We start from the raw sequence: 15,260 nt of genomic DNA, 5'->3' as shown, positions 1-15,260 counted from the left end.
GATCCGGGTGAGCTCCCGGACCCGGGCCGGCGCGTCGGCGGCGCGGACCGGCCGGTTCGTCGAGGAATCCGACCGGTTCCAGGTCCTGCCAGACGAAGTGCGAGGGGGCGAAGTTCAGGCCGAAGGCCGGGCGGTGGCCGATCGCATCGAGGGTGCCGACCGGGGTCCAGCAGCCGTAGGCGATCTCCGAGGGGTGCACCTTCGTGCGTGAAGCGGACCCCTCGGCGTCGAAGACGTCCAGGATCGGGTTCCACCGCTCGGCGAAGTCGGTGCAGCCGCGCTCGATCATCTCCGCGGAGGCGGGCGGGAACGTGGCGAGGGTGTGCCGGATCGAGGAGCCGGTGAAGCCGACCGCGGTCCGCACGCCGAAGGCGGGCGCGGCCCGCGCGGTGTCCTTGATCTCCTCGGCGGCCCGCTGCCGTACTCTCCCGGCCTCTCCGTCGCCCCAGACCCGGGCGGGCAGGATCGCCTGGTGGTGTTCGTCGATGGGGTGGTCACGGCCCAACAGGCGCCGGCGGTGCGGGCGTCGGCGGCGACGGCGTCCAGGACGCGCTGGACGCGCAGTGCCTCGGCGAAGGACGGGGTGGGGTCGTCCCACTCATGTGCTCACGCCTCCTCGGGCCGGGCACCCGCGGGTACGGCCGCGGGGCGCTCGCAGTTGCTGGTGATCCGCACCGCGTGGCCGCTCTCGCCGGCGGCGAGGAGCGACTCCATCACGTCCAGCACGTGCTCGGCGAGTTGCCCGGACGCGCGGTGCGGGGTGCCGGTGGACAGGGCGCGGGCCAGGTCGGAGACGCCGTAACCGCGGGAGGCGCCGGCGTATCCGCCGCGGACGGGAAGGTCCTCCCAGCCGTCGGCCTCGGCGCGGAAGAGCCGCACCGGACCGTCGAAGCCGTTGGGGTCGGGTACGGACAGCGAGCCGGCGGTGCCGTAGACCTCGATGCGGGGCAGTTGGGCGGCCCACACCTCGAAGCTCATCAGCAGCGTGGAGAGCGCGCCGCTCGCGTGCTCCAGCACCCCGGTGACATGCGTGGCCACCTCGACAGGGAAGTCCGTGCCCGCGCGCGGGCCGCTGCCGATGGTCCGGGTGCCGCGGACGGTGGAGGAGAAGCCCGTGACCCTGCGGACCGGGCCGAGGAGGGTGACCAGGGCGGTGAGGTAGTACGGGCCCATGTCGAGCAGCGGGCCGCCGCCCGGCCGGTAGTAGAACTCCGGCGCCGGGTGCCAGCGTTCGTGGCCGGGTGTCGTCATGAACGCGGTGGCCGCGACCGGGGCGCCGATGTCCCCGGCGTCCAGGGCGGCCCGTGCGGTCTGGACGCCCGTGCCCAGTACGGTGTCCGGGGCGCAGCCGACCCGTACCCCCGCCTGCTCGGCCGCCCGGAGCAGGGCGCGCGCCTCGGCCGTGGTGGCGGCCAGCGGCTTCTCCCCGTAGACGTGCTTGCCGGCGGCGATCGCCGCATGGGCGACCTCGGCATGGGCGGCCGGGACGGTGAGGTTGAGCACCAGGTCGACGTCGTCCGCCGCGTAGAGCTCCGGCAGCGCCAGCGCCCGGGCGCCGGGGACGTCGGCCGCGGCGGCCTTGGCACGCTCGAGGTCGAGGTCGGCGACGGCGGTGAGCCGCAGGTTCCCCAGCTGGGGAAAGGTCCTGAGGTAAGCGCCGCTGATCTGGCCGGCGCCCACCAGGCCGATCCGCAGCGGGCGGCTGGCACGGTGGTTCAGCGGGTCGCCCATCGCATGCCCCTCTTCAGCATGGTGTCGACCTCGGGTACGTCGAGGTCGGCGAGGTTGTGTCCGACGGTGATGACGAAGACCCGGCCCGCGCCCCAGCCACGGGTCCAGGCGACCGGGACCACGGTCCCGTCGAGTTCGGGGTGGTCCGGGTCCGGCTCGTACACGGAGTCGGCGAGGACCTCCACGGCCGGGTCCATGTGGAGGTAGTACTGCTCGGTGGTGACGGTGAACGGCTCGATCCCGGCCAGCACCGGGTGCCCGGCGTGCTCCGGCCGCGGCCGGACCTCGTACGTGCTGAACTGCCGTGGATGGTGCACGAACTGACCGCCCGTCATGAGCTGGTACCGGGTGTCCGAGCGGAACGCGTCCACGATCCCCCCGTGCCATCCGGCGAGCCCGGTGCCCGCCCGTACGGCGGCCGCGAGGCCGGCGGACTGCTCGCCGGTGATCGAGCCCATCGTCCAGCACTGCACGATCAGATCGGTACCGGCCAGCAACCCGGCGTCGAGATAGCTGTCCAGGGTGTCGGAGACGGTGACGGCGTAACCGTCCTCCTTGAGCGCGGCGGCACAGCGGTCGCCGGCCGGGACCGGCACGTGGCCGTCCCAGCCGCCGCGTACCACCAGGGCGTGTTTGGGTGTCGTCCCGGATTGCTCCGTCATGGTGTGCTGGTCCCTTCTGAGTCAGGTGCTCCCGCCGCTGCTGCTCGGCGGTGAAGCCGAGGAGTTCGTGCCTGCGGCTCGGGGAGTACGGGGTGCCGAAGCCCTCGGGGGGGCGTCGGTCCCGGGGGTGTCGGGGTGGTAGCGGCGCAGGAGTTCGCGGGTGGGCCGGAGCGCGGTGGTGCCGGGGGCGGTGTCCAGCGCCGGGCAGGGCGACGGGACGGTGCTGAGCGTACTGGCCCGGCTCGCGGAGCACGTCGGCACCGGCTGCGTCAAAATCGCGGCGCTGTTCGACCCCGACGTGATCGTCCTCGGCGGCTGCTTCACCACGGTGGCCCGCTGGATCATGGTCCCGGCCCGCACCGCGCTCGCGGCCCGGCTCCTCGCGTCCCCGACCCCGGACCGTCGCGGGAGCCTCGCGTCTTGCTCGTGCCGGGTGTCGGGGGCACGCTGGTGGCATGAGCGTTCACGAGCCCACGCTCATCATGTCGGTGCAGCGTGCCTTCCGTCTGCTGGAGGCGGTGAGCGCACACGAGAACGGTGCGCCCGCGAAGCAGCTCGCACGCGAGACCGGCCTGCCCCTGGCCACCGCCTACCACCTGCTGCGGACGATGGTCCACGACGGGTACCTGCGGAAGCTGGCCGACGGTGGCTTCGTCCTCGGTGACAAGCTGGGGACCCTGCACACCACGGGGCACAGTCAGGCACTGCTCAGCCGGGTGCGGCCGACGCTCGCCGCGCTGCGGGACGAGCTGGGCACCGCCACCTACCTCACGTTCTACGAGGGGGGCGAGATCAGTGTCGCCGAGATCGTCGACGGCCCCCGCACGCCCCGGGTCGACCTCTGGGTGGGGTTCGAGGACGCGGGGCACGCCACCGCGCTGGGCAAGTCCGTACTGCGCGAACTGGACGAGGAGTCCCGCCGTGACTACCTCTCCCGGCACGATCTCGCCGACCTGACGCCACGGACCATCACCACCCTCCCGGAACTGCTCCGGAACATCGACGCCTCCCCCCTGGCACCGGCCGTCACGGACCTCGAGGAGTACGCGCTGGGCACGGTGTGCGTCGCCGTGCCCATCTACCGCGGTGACGTCCTCGGCTCGCTCGGCGTCTCCCTCCCGGCGGAGCGGCTCTCCCGGCTCCCCGAGGTCAGGGCCCGGCTGATCCCGATCGCGGACCGCGTGACCCGGGGCCTCTCGCTCACTATCTGAAATCCCTCGCCTTGTGGCCCGCCGACCGTACCCCTTTTCCTGGATGAAACGGATAAGTCGGGCTTAAGGCCCGCTTGGGTGAGGATTGCGGACGGAGACATGAGGCAGGCGCGAGACCATGGTGGCAACCACTGGCCGTTGCGGCCGCTCAGGAGACCGGTGGCCGGCCCTGGAGCACCGGTCCCCAGGCGGGCCGCCACACAGCTGGCCGCCGGGATGCCCGTGGCGCCGGTTCTGATCGTCTCCGGCATCGCGCTCTTCGACCTCTTCGGCGGGTCCGGGATGTTCTGGCTGCCGCTGTTGGCGGCCGGCCCGGCGCTGGCCGCCAGCACCAACGGTCCCCGAGGCGTCCTGTGCGTGGGGTTCCTCGCCGCGGTGCTCGGCGCGGCCCTGGGTGTCAGGGAGGCGGGTCCGGGGCACGAGCTGGCGGCCGTGCTCTCGGCACTGCTGGCCGTCACCCTGGCGAGCGCCCTGGCCAGCGCACTGCGCGGGCGCCGGGAGCGGGTGCTCGCCGCCGTCCGCTCGGTCGCGGAGGCCGCCCAGCACGCCGTTCTCAAGCCCATCCCGGAGACCGTCGGCCCGTTCCGGGTGGCGGTCCGCTACAGCGCGGCGGCGGCGGAGGCCCGCATCGGCGGTGATCTCTACGCCCTGGTGCCCACCCCGCACGGGGTCAGGCTGATCGTCGGCGACGTACGCGGCAAGGGGCTGCCGGCCGTGGAGATCGCGGCACTCGTCCTCGGGGTCTTCCGCGAGGCCGCCTACGACGAGCCGGATCTCCTCGCCGTCGTCGGCAGGATCGAACGGAGCCTGGCGCGCAACCTCGGCCCCGACGACTTCGTCACCGCGATCGTCGTGGGACACCCGCGTGCCGGGCAGCTCGAGGTGGTCAACTGCGGACACGCGCCTCCGCTGCTGATACCCGCGTCAGGGGGCGTGACCGCGGTCGAGGCCACCCGCCCGGCTCCGCCGCTCGGGCTGCAGGTCCTCGTCGACGAGCCCCCCTGTCTGGAGATCCTGCCGTTCGGCGAGGGCGACCAGCTGCTGCTCTACACGGACGGGGTCATCGAGGCCCGCGACCGGGCCCGTGAGTTCTACCCGCTGGCCGAAAGGCTGGCCCACCACGTGTCCGGCGAGCCGGAACACACCCTCACCGCGGTCCACGAAGAACTGCTGGCACATGTGGGCGGCCGGCTGCACGACGACGCGGCACTGCTCCTGCTGTGCATGCAGGGCATGGCGGAGCCGGTCCCGTCCGCATCGGAGGCACGGGGAACGGCCGTCACGGAACCGGATGGCCGTGACGGCTACGAGTTCCTCCCGGTGATGTCGCACACCCGGTCCGCCGCCGGCCCGGACAGGGGAAGGCGGGCGGCCGCCGTGTTCTCGTCGGGACCCGGTCGCTGAGTTCTCGTCGGGACCCGGTCGCTGACGGGAGGGGCGCCCAGATCGGCACCCGTCCTCTCACACCGCGACGAGATCAGCCCATCGGGTGACCGCACCCGGACGCTTCTCGATGCCGTACCGGGTGGCCAGCGCATGGACGATCTCCTCGCCCCGGCCGTGCTCGTCCGGGTCTATCCCCGCGGGCGGCTGTCCCGCCGTACGCGCGGGACCCGCGTCGGTGACCTCGATGCGCAGGGTGCCGAGTCCGGCGTCGCGCATCCACGACAGCCGCAGCACCGCCGGGGGCAGTGCGTGCACGATCGCGTTGGTCAGCAGTTCCGATACCACCAGAAGCGCGTCCTCGACGACGTCCGGGGACACCTTCCAGGCGGCCAGGACCGCGCCGGCCCGTCGACGTACGTCCGGAACGGCACCGGCGACGGGCGGCGTCGGGAAGACGTATTCGCTTGCCTCCCGCACCCGCGTGTTGAGCTGTACCGCCATCTCGTGTCTCCAGGGGTCAGTGCCATGGGCCCCGCCTCACGCACCTCGGCACGTTGGCAGGCCTCAAAGCACGCTAAAGAGACACACCGGGTCGGGTCAATGAACGGGGGTCGGCATTACCGAACGACCCCCCTCACCCGGGTGCCGCCGCAGCCCTCCACACGCACGGCAGACCTGCCGAGACGGTAATAAGCTCGCTTCATGACCGGTCCGGTCCAGTCGATCGAACGGGCGGCCGCGATTCTGCGCCTGCTCGCCGGTGGGCCCCGCCGACTCGGACTCGGCGAGGTGGCGGCCTCCCTCGGGCTGGCCAAGGGAACCGCCCACGGCATTCTGCGCACGCTCCAGCACGTGGATTTCGTGGAGCAGGACGCGACCACCGGCAAGTACCAGCTCGGAGCCGCCCTGCTGCACCTCGGCACGAGTTATCTCGACGTCAACGAGTTGCGGTCCCGGTCCATCAACTGGGCGGACGCCCTGGCCGCCCGTAGCGGGGAGGCGGTGCGCCTGGGCACCCCGCTGGAAGGCATGGTCCTGGTCGTCCACCACGTGTTCCGGCCGGACGACACCCTCCAGACCCTGGACGTGGGCGCGCTGCTGCCCCTGCACGCCTCCTCGCTGGGCAAGGTGCTGCTGGCCTACGGGACCGCGACCCTCGACTCCGCCGAGGAATCGGGGCTGGACGCGTACACCCGGCACACCCTGGTCACCCGGGAGCAGCTCTCCCGGGCGCTCGCCGAGGTCCGGGAAGCGGGCTGGGCCACCGAGGTACAGGAAATGAGCATGGGCGAGGCCGGGCTCGCCGTGCCGATCCGGGGACACGGCGGTCTCGTCGTCGGCGCCATCGGGCTGTCCGGTCCCGTCGAGAGGATCTGTGACAGCCAGGGCCGGCCCCGGCCCGCCCTGATCACACTGATCCGGGAGGCCGCGAGAGCGATCTCCCGAGACCTGGGAGCCGCCCGCTGGTGATCCCCCCTCGCCCCCGCGCCCACTCCGCGACCCTTCGGAAGGCGGACCCGATCATGGTGGAACGGTATGTGATGTCCATCGATCAGGGCACCAATTCCACGCGATGCATCCTGTTCGACCAGGGCGGGCGGCTGGTGTCGGTCGCGCAGCGGGAGCACCAGCAGCACTTCCCCAGGCCCGGCTGGGTCGAGCACGACGCCGTCGAGATCTGGCACAACCTGCGACGGGTGATGTCCGAGGTCCTGACCGGCGCCGGTACGGCCGTCGACGCGAGCCAGGTCGCCGCCATCGGCCTGGCCAACCAGCGGGAGACGACCGTGCTCTGGGACCGGCGTACGGGCACCCCGGTGGGCCGCGCGCTCGTCTGGCAGGACATGCGCACGGCTCCGCTGGTCGAGGAACTCAGGATCCGGCCCGGGGAGGAGTTCTTCCTCGACCGGTGCGGCCTGCCGCCCTCCACCTACTTCTCCGCGCTGCGCATCCGCTGGCTGTTCGACCACGTCAAAGGCCTGGAACAGCGCGCGAAGGACGGCGAGGTGCTGTTCGGCACGATGGAGAGCTGGCTGATCTGGAACCTCACCGGCGGCGCCGACGGCGGTCTGCACATCACCGACGCCACCAACGCCAGCCGCACCATGCTGATGAACATCCACACGCTCACCTGGGACGAGGAACTCCTGACGTTCTTCGGCGTCCCCCGTCCGATGCTGCCGGAGATCCGGTCCTCCGCGGAGACCTACGGCGAGGCCAGCGCGCAGCTTCCCGGCGTTCCCATCACGGCCGCGCTCGGCGACCAGCAGGCCGCGCTCTTCGGCCAGACCTGCTTCTCCCCGGGCGAGGCCAAGTGCACGTACGGAACGGGCAGCTTTCTGCTGCTGAACACCGGTACCGATGTCGTACGGTCCCGGCACGGACTGCTCACGACGGTCGCCTACAAGATCGGCGACCGGCCGCCGGCCTACGCCCTGGAAGGGTCGATAGCCGTCACCGGCGCACTGGTCCAGTGGTTCCGCGACCGGCTGGGACTGATCAACAGTGCGCCGGAGATCGAGACACTCGCGCGGAGCGTCGAGGACAACGGCGGCTGCTACATCGTCCCCGCCTTCTCCGGTCTCTTCGCGCCCCGCTGGCGCAGCGACGCGCGCGGCGTCATCGTCGGGCTCACCTCCTACATCACCAGCGGGCACCTGGCCCGGGCCGTCCTGGAGGCCACCGGCTGGCAGACGCGTGAGGTCGTCGACGCCATGAACGCAGACTCCGCCGTGGCCCTGAAGGAGCTGAAGGTGGACGGGGGCATGACGGCGGACAACCTGCTCATGCAGTTCGTCGCCGACGTGCTCGACGTGCCCGTCGTACGGCCCATGGTCTCCGAGACGGTCTCCCTGGGGGCGGGCTACGCCGCCGGGCTCGCCGCGGGCTACTGGCCGGACCTCGAGGTCCTGCGCCGCAACTGGCACCCGGCCGCCCGGTGGCTGCCGGGAATGGACCCCGGCCACCGGGAGTCGGAGTACGACAACTGGCAGCGGGCCGTCGAACGGTCGCTGGGCTGGATCAGACAGCCCGGGTCTCCCTGAGCGTTCTCCTTTCCGGTATCTGTTTTCCGTCGCCCGGTTTCCGCGCCTTCTTTCCGTGTCCTTTCTGCTTCCCTTCGGCCTTATGTTGGCACGGTGGAAGCCGGTCGGGACGACCCCTAACGTTCTTTCACGGGCGCTTTCGTGCAGGAGATGCAGGAGAAGCGAGAGAAGAGCGAAGGGGGAACATGTCCGTTTTTCCGTCCAGTGAAATGGCCGTGAAGGTCTTCAGCACTTTGTTCACCGTATTGCTGGAGGACGACGATTTCGTGGCGCGGGCCCGGCAGGAGGGGCTGTCCGTCCGGCTCGTCCACACCAAGCCGGACTGCGAGATCTTCGTGTCACCACAGGGCGGTGTCCGCGTCGGCGACGAGCAGACGGGGCCGGCGGCGATCACCCTCCGGATGTCCTGCGACACGGCCCACGCGCTGTGGATGGGGCGGCTGCTGGTGCCCGTCGCCATCGCCACGGGCCGGCTCCGGATCCGCGGCCGGGTCGCCAAGGTGCTGGAACTGGTGCCCATGCTGCGGCCCGCGTTCGACCGGTACCCCGACATCGCGGCCGCCGCCGGCATCGGCGCGTGAGCCGCAGCGGGGCGCCCCGTCCCGAAGACCGAACCGACGCAAAGGAGTGACACCGCGTGAACACCGCTCTCTCCGAATCCGTGTCCGAGACGGCGCTCAACTTCGACGTACTGCCGGACGATGTCGAGCAGTTCCGGGAGGCCGTGAAGGAATTCGCCCGGAACGTCGTCAAACCCCGTGTCCTGGACCTGGACCAGAAACCGGCGGCGCATTTCGACTGGGACCTCGTCGGTCACGGCCACCGGATCGGTCTCACCCGCGCGGCGGTCCCGAAGGAATACGGCGGCCTGGGGGTGGGGATGCTGGGCGTCGCCACCGCGCTGGAGGAGGTGGCCGCGGTCTGCCCGGGCACGGCACTGATCTTCGGCGCCACCCTGCTCGGCCAGGCGCCGATCCTGCTGTCCGGCGATCCGCGGCTGCAGGCCCGCTTCCTGCCGCTGTTCTCGGGCGACGAACCGGTCCTCGCCTGCAACGCGGTCACCGAGGAGGACGCCGGCTGCGACCTCATCATCCCCTCCCAGGCCGAGCACGCGCGCAACGTCACCACCGCGCGCCGGGACGGCGACGACTACGTGCTGACGGGCCGCAAGCGGTTCATCACCAACGCGAGGGTCGCCGCGTTCGCCTCCGTGTTCGCCACCATGGAGGGCAGCCGGGGGGCGACCGGACTCACCTCCTTCATCGTTCCCCTCGACCTGCCCGGCGTGGTCCGCGGGCCCGTGGCGGACAAGATGGGATACCGCGCCTGCCTGGGCAGCGAGCTGGAGTTCCACGACGTCCGGGTGCCCGCCGAATACATGATCGGCGCGGAGGGCGAGGGCATGGCCATCAACATGGCGCAGAGCAACATGGCGCGCGCCGCGGTGGCCGGCATCTCCACGGGTGTGGCCCGCAGCGCCCTGGAACAGGCGATCGCCTGGTGCGGTGAGCGGATCCAGGGCGGGCGCCCCCTCAAGGACCAGCAGTTCACGGCGGCGAAGCTGGCCGGCATGGCGGCCAGGGTCGACGCCGCCCGCATGCTGTACCTGCGGGCGGCGGACAAGGTCGACAACGAACTGCCGCCACCGGTCTACGAACCGGCCGCGGCCAAGCTGTTCGCGGACCGGACCGCGATCGACGTGGCGGAGACCGCCCTCTCCCTGCTCGGCGCACGCGGCTACCTGCGCTCCTACGGCGTGGAGAAGACGATGCGGGACGCGCTGGGCACCCGGATCTACGAGGGCACCCCCGAGGTCCTGGCACTCGCCGTCACCGAGAGCCTCTACGCCGAGCGGGACGAGTGGTGAGCGCCGCAGGCCGAGCCGCCGGCCCCGCCTTACGCGGTACCTCGGCCCCGGAGGCCGCCGGTACCCGGGACCCCCGCGCCGGGCGCTACGCCCGGGACATCATCCGCCTCCACGAGCGGCTCAGCTACCGTCGGCTGCCCCTGGAGTTCAGGGGCGACCCGCTCTCCCTCGTCGAGGACCCCGACGGCGCACTGATCACCGTCACGGGCCGCGACAGCCAGTTCCCCTCCCGCTACCTCAAGGGGATGCTGGGGTTCCGCCTCGCCCAGTACCTCCGGCTGAACTGGATCTCCGCCGACGCGGTCCACCGCACCGCGGCCTTCCACGAACCGCTGTCGCACTCGTCCGTGGAGAACATCCACACGGTCACGCTGTGTGCGCGCTCCGGGAAGATCCGCGGCTACGTGGGCCTTGCCTGCTCGGCGGACCCCGAGAGCCTGCCCCTGGACTCAGCCGGCCGTACGCCGTTCCCCACGGAAGCGGCCCACGGCATCGACCTGCTCGGGAGGTACGCACGGCCCGGCCTGGGCACCCACCAGGCCTTCGAGTTCAAGCGGTTCCTGCGGGACCAGACGATGCCACGGGACGAGCAGTACACCCGCGTCCCCTGGCACCTCATGCTCGGCATCGGCGAGGCGCTGCTCGCACTGGGCGACGGCGTACGCGTCGTGCTCGGCGACGCCAAGGAGCACGTCGCCCTGCGCCATCTGCGGCTGGTCGGCTTCGACCTGCACGTCGTCGAGGGCACCTCGCCGTACCTGTGCCCCTCGGATCCCATGGCGCCGATCTACCGGCAGACGGTCGTGGCCAAGCCGTTCGCCGCCCCGGTGCCCGCCGACATCGCCTGGTACCGGGACGTGGTCCGCTCCTATCTCGACGGGACGAGCGACCTGGCGTCGTGGCAGGCCGTGATCACCACCCTCGCCGCACGCAGGACGAGTACGGGACACCGTCCCGATCCCGCACGAGAAGGGGCCGGCAGGTGACGGACGGCGACGGGGAACGGATGCCCGAGACGGCCGGAGGCCCTACCGCGAAAGCCCGGTTCTACGCCGAGCTGACCGCCCGGAACGCCGGTGTGGTGCCCCAGGCCGATCAGTGGGCGCTGCGCACGGCCACCGTCCTGGTGGCCGGCTGCGGTTCGATCGGCGGCGCCGCCGTCGAACCACTGGCCCGGCTCGGCCTGCAGAAATTCGTCCTCGCCGACCCGGGGACGTACGAACTCAACAATCTCAACCGGCAGTCGGCGACCGTCGCCGACCTCGACCGGAACAAGGCCGCGCTGGCCGGGGACCGGGTGCGGGCGATCAACCCGCACGCCTCGGTCGAGGTGTTCACCGAAGGAGTCACCGGGCGGACCGTCGAGAAGCTGACGGCCTCCTGCCAGGTGGTCATCGACGGGGTGGACGTCACGACCCCCGAGGGCTGGCGGGCCAAACTCCTGCTGCACCACCACGCCGTACGGCGGCGACTGCCCCTGATCACCGGCTGGGACATGGCGGGCACCCAGTACGTCCGCTGCTACGACTACCGCCGCATCCGCGAACCGTTCGCGGGAGCCCTCGGCCCGCACGACGCGGACCGCTACGACATGTGGGACCTGCTGCGCCGGGCCGTACCGCTGCGGCACGTGCCGACCGACATGCTGGCCGAGATCCGGGCCAACCACGCCCGGACCGACTACAGCTTTCCGCAGGTCGCCTACACGGCCATGGCGTTCGGCGTGATCAGCTCCCACATGGTGGTGCGGCTGCTGGCCGGGCAGCGGGTGCGGCCCGAGGTCCGGCTCGACGTGCACCAGCAGGCCAGGCCGCTCGGGGAGCGGTGGCGCAGCCGGGCGCGGTGGCCGGTGGAACTGGGGGCGCTGCTTCCGGAGTTGCTGCGGCTGGCCCGCCGTCCCGGCACGGGCCGGGCACCCCTGGCCGCGGTGGACCGCGACGTTTCCTGACCCCCGGCCCGAAGCACCGACCCCAGGCCGCGCGTTCACCGGCGACGAACCGGATGCGAACGCGCGGCCTCATGACGCAGGCCGGGCGAGGCCGTGCCGCCGGCGCCCGCGCAGCCATCGCGACCACGGAGGTGTACATGAGTGTTCGGCAAGGCAACGTGCTGTGGACGTTCTTCTGCTGTGGCCTGGGCGTGGCCATGGTCTCGCTCGACAACCTCGTCGTCATCACGGCCCTGCCGTCGATCCGCGAGGACCTCGGCGGGAGCATCCAGCAACTCGAGTGGACCGTCAACGCCTACACCCTCACCTACTCGGTGCTCATGCTGACCGGCGCGGCTCTCGGGGACCGGTTCGGCCGGCGGCGGATGTTCGGCATCGGGCTGGGCGTCTTCGTCGTCGCGTCGGCCGGGGCCGCGCTGGCCCCCGGCATCGGCGCCCTGATCGCCGCCCGCGCCGTCCAGGGGCTGGGCGCCGCGCTGCTGATGCCGCTGAACCTGACGATCCTCACGGAAGCGGCGCCCCAGCGGCGGCGCGGTGCCCTGCTGGGCGCGATGAGTGCCGTGGAGGGCGTCGCGATCGCCATGGGCCCGCTCCTCGGCGGTGCGGTGGTGGAGCACCTGAGCTGGCAGTGGATCTTCTGGATCAACGTGCCGATCGGCGCGCTGGTGCTGCCCGTCGCCCGGTGGAAGCTCACCGAGAGCCACGGCCCCAGCCCGCGCCTGGACCTGGTGGGCACGGTCCTGGCCAGCGCCGGGCTCTTCGGGATCGTGTTCGGCATCATCAACGGCCACGCGGACCACTGGACCAGTGCGCGGGTCCTGCTGTCGCTGGCCGGTGGCACGGCCGTCCTGCTCGCCTTCGTCCGCTGGGAGCTGCGCGTCGAACACCCCATGTTCCCCACGAAGTTGTTCCGCCACCGGACCTTCAGCGCCATGAACGGCGCCGGCCTGCTGATGTTCGCCGGCATGTTCGGCTCGGTCTTCCTGCTCACCCAGTTCCTCCAGGGACCGCGCGGCTACACGCCCCTGGAGGCGGGCCTGCGGATCCTGCCGTGGACCGCGGTGCCCATCTTCGTGGCGCCCCTGGTGGGGCTGGTCTCCGACCGCGTCGGCGGCCGGACCATCGTCGCGCTCGGCCTGGCCCTGCAGGCCCTCGGACTGGGGTGGATCGCCGCCCGGGTCTCGCCCGAGGTCCCCTATCCGTCGCTGGTTCCCGCCCTGGTCCTGTGCGGCCTCGGCATGACCTGCTACTTCACGCCCACCGCGAACATGGTGATGAGCGCGGTCGACGCCGGGGAGCGCGGCATGGCATCCGGGTCGATCAGCGCGCTGCGCGAACTCGGCGGTGTGCTCGGCATCGCGGTCCTCGCCTCGGTGTTCTCCGCGCACGGGGACCTCAGCACGGCGGACCGGTTCACGGACGGCATGGTTCCGGCGGTGTGGACCGGCGTCGCCCTGATCGCCTGCGGAGCCCTGGCGGTCCTGCTGGTTCCGCGGCGCCCCCGCGACGGCCGTTCCGCCGACCCCGGACCGGCCGCGCCGGGGTGCGTGGGCGACCTGGTGTGACGACATGCCCGCCATCGGCATGTCCGGCCGGAGGGGCCGGGAGGGGACAGCGATGAGCTCACCGATCCGGGTCCTGCTGGTGGACGACCGGTCCATCGCCCGCGCCGGGATCCGGTCCGTTCTCGAGGAGGACGGTGGTATCGAGGTGGTCGGCGAGGTGTCCGACCGTGCGAGTGCGGTGGGAAAGGCCCGTGAACTCCGACCGCGGCTGCTGCTCGCCGGCGGCCTCCCGGGCCCCGCCGATGCCGTGAAACTGGTCGGCGAACTGTCCGCGTGCTGCGGCGCCGAAGGGCCCGGCGTCCTGCTCATGGCCCACGAGGGCGACCCTGATGCGCGGCTCGCGCTCCGGGCCGGAGTGCTCGGAGTCGTGCTCCACCGCGTCACCCCGGAAGAGTTGCTGTCGGCGATTCACGTCGTGGCAGCCGGTTACCGGATCTTCTGCGACGACCGGGATCCTCCGGCGGGCGGCGACGGCGGGTTTCCCGAGGCCATGGAATTCCCCGGCCGACCGGCGGCGGGGGCGGCGGGATTCCAGTCGCTGACCCGGCGGGAGCGGGAGGTGTTCCTGCTGCTCGCCCAGGGACTGAGCAATACGGAGATCTCCGCGATGCTGGTGCTGAGCGAAAACACCGTGAAATCCCATGTGCAACGGCTGCTGGAAAAGCTGAGCCTGCGCAACCGGGTGCACGCGGTCATCCACGCCTATCGGACGGGCCTGCTGGCGCCGCCCTGCCCGGAGCCCGTCCGCCGGTGGACCGGCTCCCGCGCTCCGGGGGCGCTCCAGTGAGCCTGCGGCGCTCCGCGCGAGCCCTGTTGAGCGCACGGCGCTCAACAGGGCTCGTTTCGTTGGCTGTTGTGAAGGTCAGTCGCACGATTCGAGGAGATATCCGCGTCCGCTGGCGGTCCGGACGCGCAGTCCGAGGGAGACCACCTTGCGCCGGATTCTCATGATGTGCAGGTCCAGGGCGTTCTGGCTGGCCGTGCCGCGCCGGTCGCGGAGCAGGGCGATCAGTTCGTGCCGGGCCACGAGGGTGCCGTACCGCTCGACAAGTGGTTGCAGCAGGTTCATCTGGGTCGGGGAGACGGGCACCATCCGGGTGCCGTAGCGGAGCAGCCCGTCCTGGTCGAGGGCGGGGATCCGGTGCGTGCCGGCTCTGGCCCGGAGCGCCGCGACCCGGGCGGCGAAGTCGGCCCTGCTGACCGGCGCCCGGATCCAGTCCTCCCGTGAGTCGCTCGGCACCGGCGGCGTCGCGCCGTTCTCCACCACGAGGAGCCGGAGGATTCCCTGGCGCCGCAACTGTTCCAGTTCCTGCACCTCGACCGGCCAGCGGAGGACACGTACGTCCTGGGTGGCTGAGAATAACTGCCCCTCACTGTATTGAGGCACGAATTGACTTCTCCTTTCGGGTGGATGGAATAATGCAAGGTGCTGTAGGTTTCGTTCCCCCTGCAGCATTACTACCTCACTATGCAGGGTGGCCAAGCGTCGCTGCAACAAGTGCATTAGGCGGGATGCCGTCGGGTTATCTGCATAAAATAGGACAGGTTGCGGGTCTTTAATAGTTCTAATGGTCCTTTGTGTGGCCTCCCGGGCCTGCCCCGATCTCGTGAAAAGGAGTGAAGCGCCGGGTCGTTCCGGGCGAGTAGATTTCTCCGAGCAGGTGTGCCGAAGTAAAGGCCGATATTCGAGGACTCCGGGAAAGGCATGGAAAGGGCCGAAGACATTCTCACCTCCGGGGAATTACTGATCGCCATCATGGCGCTGGTGACGGCCGGGCTCCCCCCGGCGTCCTGGGAGACGCCGGGGGACCCCTCGCCGGCGACGCAAGGCAAGAGACAGGAACAC

14 protein-coding genes and 2 pseudogenes are annotated in these 15,260 nt (G+C 71.3%); 11 read left to right on the top strand and 5 right to left on the bottom strand.

All coding sequences use genetic code 11. The features are described from left to right. Window positions 1-61: 61 nt before the first annotated feature. The 3 genes and pseudogenes from ACFY0P_RS25975 to ACFY0P_RS25965 form a co-directional block, all read right to left on the bottom strand. A pseudogene (locus ACFY0P_RS25975) lies at window positions 62-496 on the bottom strand (sugar phosphate isomerase/epimerase); the annotation flags it as partial. Window positions 497-606: 110 nt separating this feature from the next. Next, window positions 607-1,731, bottom strand: a complete 1,125-nt coding sequence (locus ACFY0P_RS25970) for a Gfo/Idh/MocA family protein (RefSeq protein WP_388917585.1) — start codon at window positions 1,729-1,731, stop codon at window positions 607-609. Then, window positions 1,716-2,393 carry a ThuA domain-containing protein gene (locus tag ACFY0P_RS25965; protein WP_388917582.1) on the bottom strand — a complete coding sequence of 226 codons (678 nt, stop codon included), beginning with the start codon at window positions 2,391-2,393 and terminating at the stop codon, window positions 1,716-1,718. Before ACFY0P_RS25965 ends, ACFY0P_RS25970 begins: the two co-directional genes overlap by 16 nt. Before the next feature lie 160 nt (window positions 2,394-2,553). Between ACFY0P_RS25965 and ACFY0P_RS25960 the strand changes: the two are divergent. The 3 genes and pseudogenes from ACFY0P_RS25960 to ACFY0P_RS25950 form a co-directional block, all read left to right on the top strand. Then, window positions 2,554-2,724 (top strand): annotated as a pseudogene (locus ACFY0P_RS25960) (ROK family protein); the annotation flags it as partial. 124 nt (window positions 2,725-2,848) lie between these two features. After that, window positions 2,849-3,604, top strand: a complete 756-nt coding sequence (locus ACFY0P_RS25955; RefSeq protein ID WP_388917579.1) for an IclR family transcriptional regulator — start codon at window positions 2,849-2,851, stop codon at window positions 3,602-3,604. Between the two features lie 99 nt (window positions 3,605-3,703). Continuing rightward, window positions 3,704-5,008, top strand: a complete 1,305-nt coding sequence (locus ACFY0P_RS25950; protein WP_388917576.1) for a PP2C family protein-serine/threonine phosphatase — start codon at window positions 3,704-3,706, stop codon at window positions 5,006-5,008. A gap of 57 nt (window positions 5,009-5,065) precedes the next feature. Here the strand turns inward: ACFY0P_RS25950 and ACFY0P_RS25945 are convergent, their stop codons facing one another. Beyond that, entirely contained in the window at window positions 5,066-5,491 is a 426-nt protein-coding gene (locus ACFY0P_RS25945) for an ATP-binding protein (RefSeq protein ID WP_388917573.1), read from the bottom strand. A gap of 201 nt (window positions 5,492-5,692) precedes the next feature. Between ACFY0P_RS25945 and ACFY0P_RS25940 the strand changes: the two genes are divergently transcribed. The 8 genes from ACFY0P_RS25940 to ACFY0P_RS25905 all read left to right on the top strand — a co-directional run bounded on the left by ACFY0P_RS25940 (window position 5,693) and on the right by ACFY0P_RS25905 (window position 14,201). Further along, window positions 5,693-6,460 (top strand): IclR family transcriptional regulator, encoded by a 768-nt coding sequence (locus ACFY0P_RS25940; protein WP_388917570.1) that lies wholly within the window; start codon window positions 5,693-5,695, stop codon window positions 6,458-6,460. Window positions 6,461-6,513: 53 nt separating this feature from the next. Continuing rightward, a complete protein-coding gene (gene glpK, locus ACFY0P_RS25935; RefSeq protein ID WP_388917567.1) occupies window positions 6,514-8,034 on the top strand; it encodes a glycerol kinase GlpK in 1,521 nt (506 codons plus the stop codon). A gap of 185 nt (window positions 8,035-8,219) precedes the next feature. Next, window positions 8,220-8,615: a hypothetical protein gene (locus ACFY0P_RS25930; protein ID WP_388917564.1), complete on the top strand. Its 396-nt coding sequence runs from the start codon at window positions 8,220-8,222 to the stop codon at window positions 8,613-8,615. A gap of 56 nt (window positions 8,616-8,671) precedes the next feature. After that, a complete protein-coding gene (locus ACFY0P_RS25925) occupies window positions 8,672-9,901 on the top strand; it encodes an acyl-CoA dehydrogenase family protein (RefSeq protein ID WP_388917561.1) in 1,230 nt (409 codons plus the stop codon). Next, window positions 9,898-10,887: a hypothetical protein gene (locus tag ACFY0P_RS25920; protein ID WP_388917558.1), complete on the top strand. Its 990-nt coding sequence runs from the start codon at window positions 9,898-9,900 to the stop codon at window positions 10,885-10,887. The genes ACFY0P_RS25925 and ACFY0P_RS25920 overlap by 4 nt, the downstream gene beginning before the upstream one ends. Further along, window positions 10,884-11,849 carry a HesA/MoeB/ThiF family protein gene (locus tag ACFY0P_RS25915; RefSeq protein ID WP_388917555.1) on the top strand — a complete coding sequence of 322 codons (966 nt, stop codon included), beginning with the start codon at window positions 10,884-10,886 and terminating at the stop codon, window positions 11,847-11,849. Before ACFY0P_RS25920 ends, ACFY0P_RS25915 begins: the two co-directional genes overlap by 4 nt. 137 nt (window positions 11,850-11,986) lie before the next feature. Further along, on the top strand, window positions 11,987-13,414 hold the full coding sequence (locus ACFY0P_RS25910) for an MFS transporter (protein ID WP_388917552.1): 1,428 nt from the start codon (window positions 11,987-11,989) through the stop codon (window positions 13,412-13,414). 52 nt (window positions 13,415-13,466) lie between these two features. Beyond that, on the top strand, window positions 13,467-14,201 hold the full coding sequence (locus tag ACFY0P_RS25905; protein WP_388917549.1) for a LuxR C-terminal-related transcriptional regulator: 735 nt from the start codon (window positions 13,467-13,469) through the stop codon (window positions 14,199-14,201). Between the two features lie 75 nt (window positions 14,202-14,276). Here ACFY0P_RS25905 and ACFY0P_RS25900 read toward each other — a convergent pair whose 3' ends face one another. Further along, window positions 14,277-14,801: a helix-turn-helix domain-containing protein gene (locus tag ACFY0P_RS25900; RefSeq protein ID WP_388917546.1), complete on the bottom strand. Its 525-nt coding sequence runs from the start codon at window positions 14,799-14,801 to the stop codon at window positions 14,277-14,279. Window positions 14,802-15,260: the final 459 nt, after the last annotated feature.

This window comes from Streptomyces sp. NPDC001714 (assembly GCF_042892755.1).
Lineage (GTDB): Bacteria > Actinomycetota > Actinomycetes > Streptomycetales > Streptomycetaceae > Streptomyces.
This window is presented reverse-complemented; position numbering and strand designations above follow the sequence as displayed.

Coding starts and splice junctions, on each gene's coding strand:
- ACFY0P_RS25970 (WP_388917585.1), bottom strand. CDS start 1,731: ATGGGCGACCCGCTGAACCACCGTGCCAGCCGCCCGCTGCGGATCGGC.
- ACFY0P_RS25965 (WP_388917582.1), bottom strand. CDS start 2,393: ATGACGGAGCAATCCGGGACGACACCCAAACACGCCCTGGTGGTACGC.
- ACFY0P_RS25955 (WP_388917579.1), top strand. CDS start 2,849: ATGAGCGTTCACGAGCCCACGCTCATCATGTCGGTGCAGCGTGCCTTC.
- ACFY0P_RS25950 (WP_388917576.1), top strand. CDS start 3,704: ATGAGGCAGGCGCGAGACCATGGTGGCAACCACTGGCCGTTGCGGCCG.
- ACFY0P_RS25945 (WP_388917573.1), bottom strand. CDS start 5,491: ATGGCGGTACAGCTCAACACGCGGGTGCGGGAGGCAAGCGAATACGTC.
- ACFY0P_RS25940 (WP_388917570.1), top strand. CDS start 5,693: ATGACCGGTCCGGTCCAGTCGATCGAACGGGCGGCCGCGATTCTGCGC.
- glpK (WP_388917567.1), top strand. CDS start 6,514: ATGGTGGAACGGTATGTGATGTCCATCGATCAGGGCACCAATTCCACG.
- ACFY0P_RS25930 (WP_388917564.1), top strand. CDS start 8,220: ATGTCCGTTTTTCCGTCCAGTGAAATGGCCGTGAAGGTCTTCAGCACT.
- ACFY0P_RS25910 (WP_388917552.1), top strand. CDS start 11,987: ATGAGTGTTCGGCAAGGCAACGTGCTGTGGACGTTCTTCTGCTGTGGC.
- ACFY0P_RS25905 (WP_388917549.1), top strand. CDS start 13,467: ATGAGCTCACCGATCCGGGTCCTGCTGGTGGACGACCGGTCCATCGCC.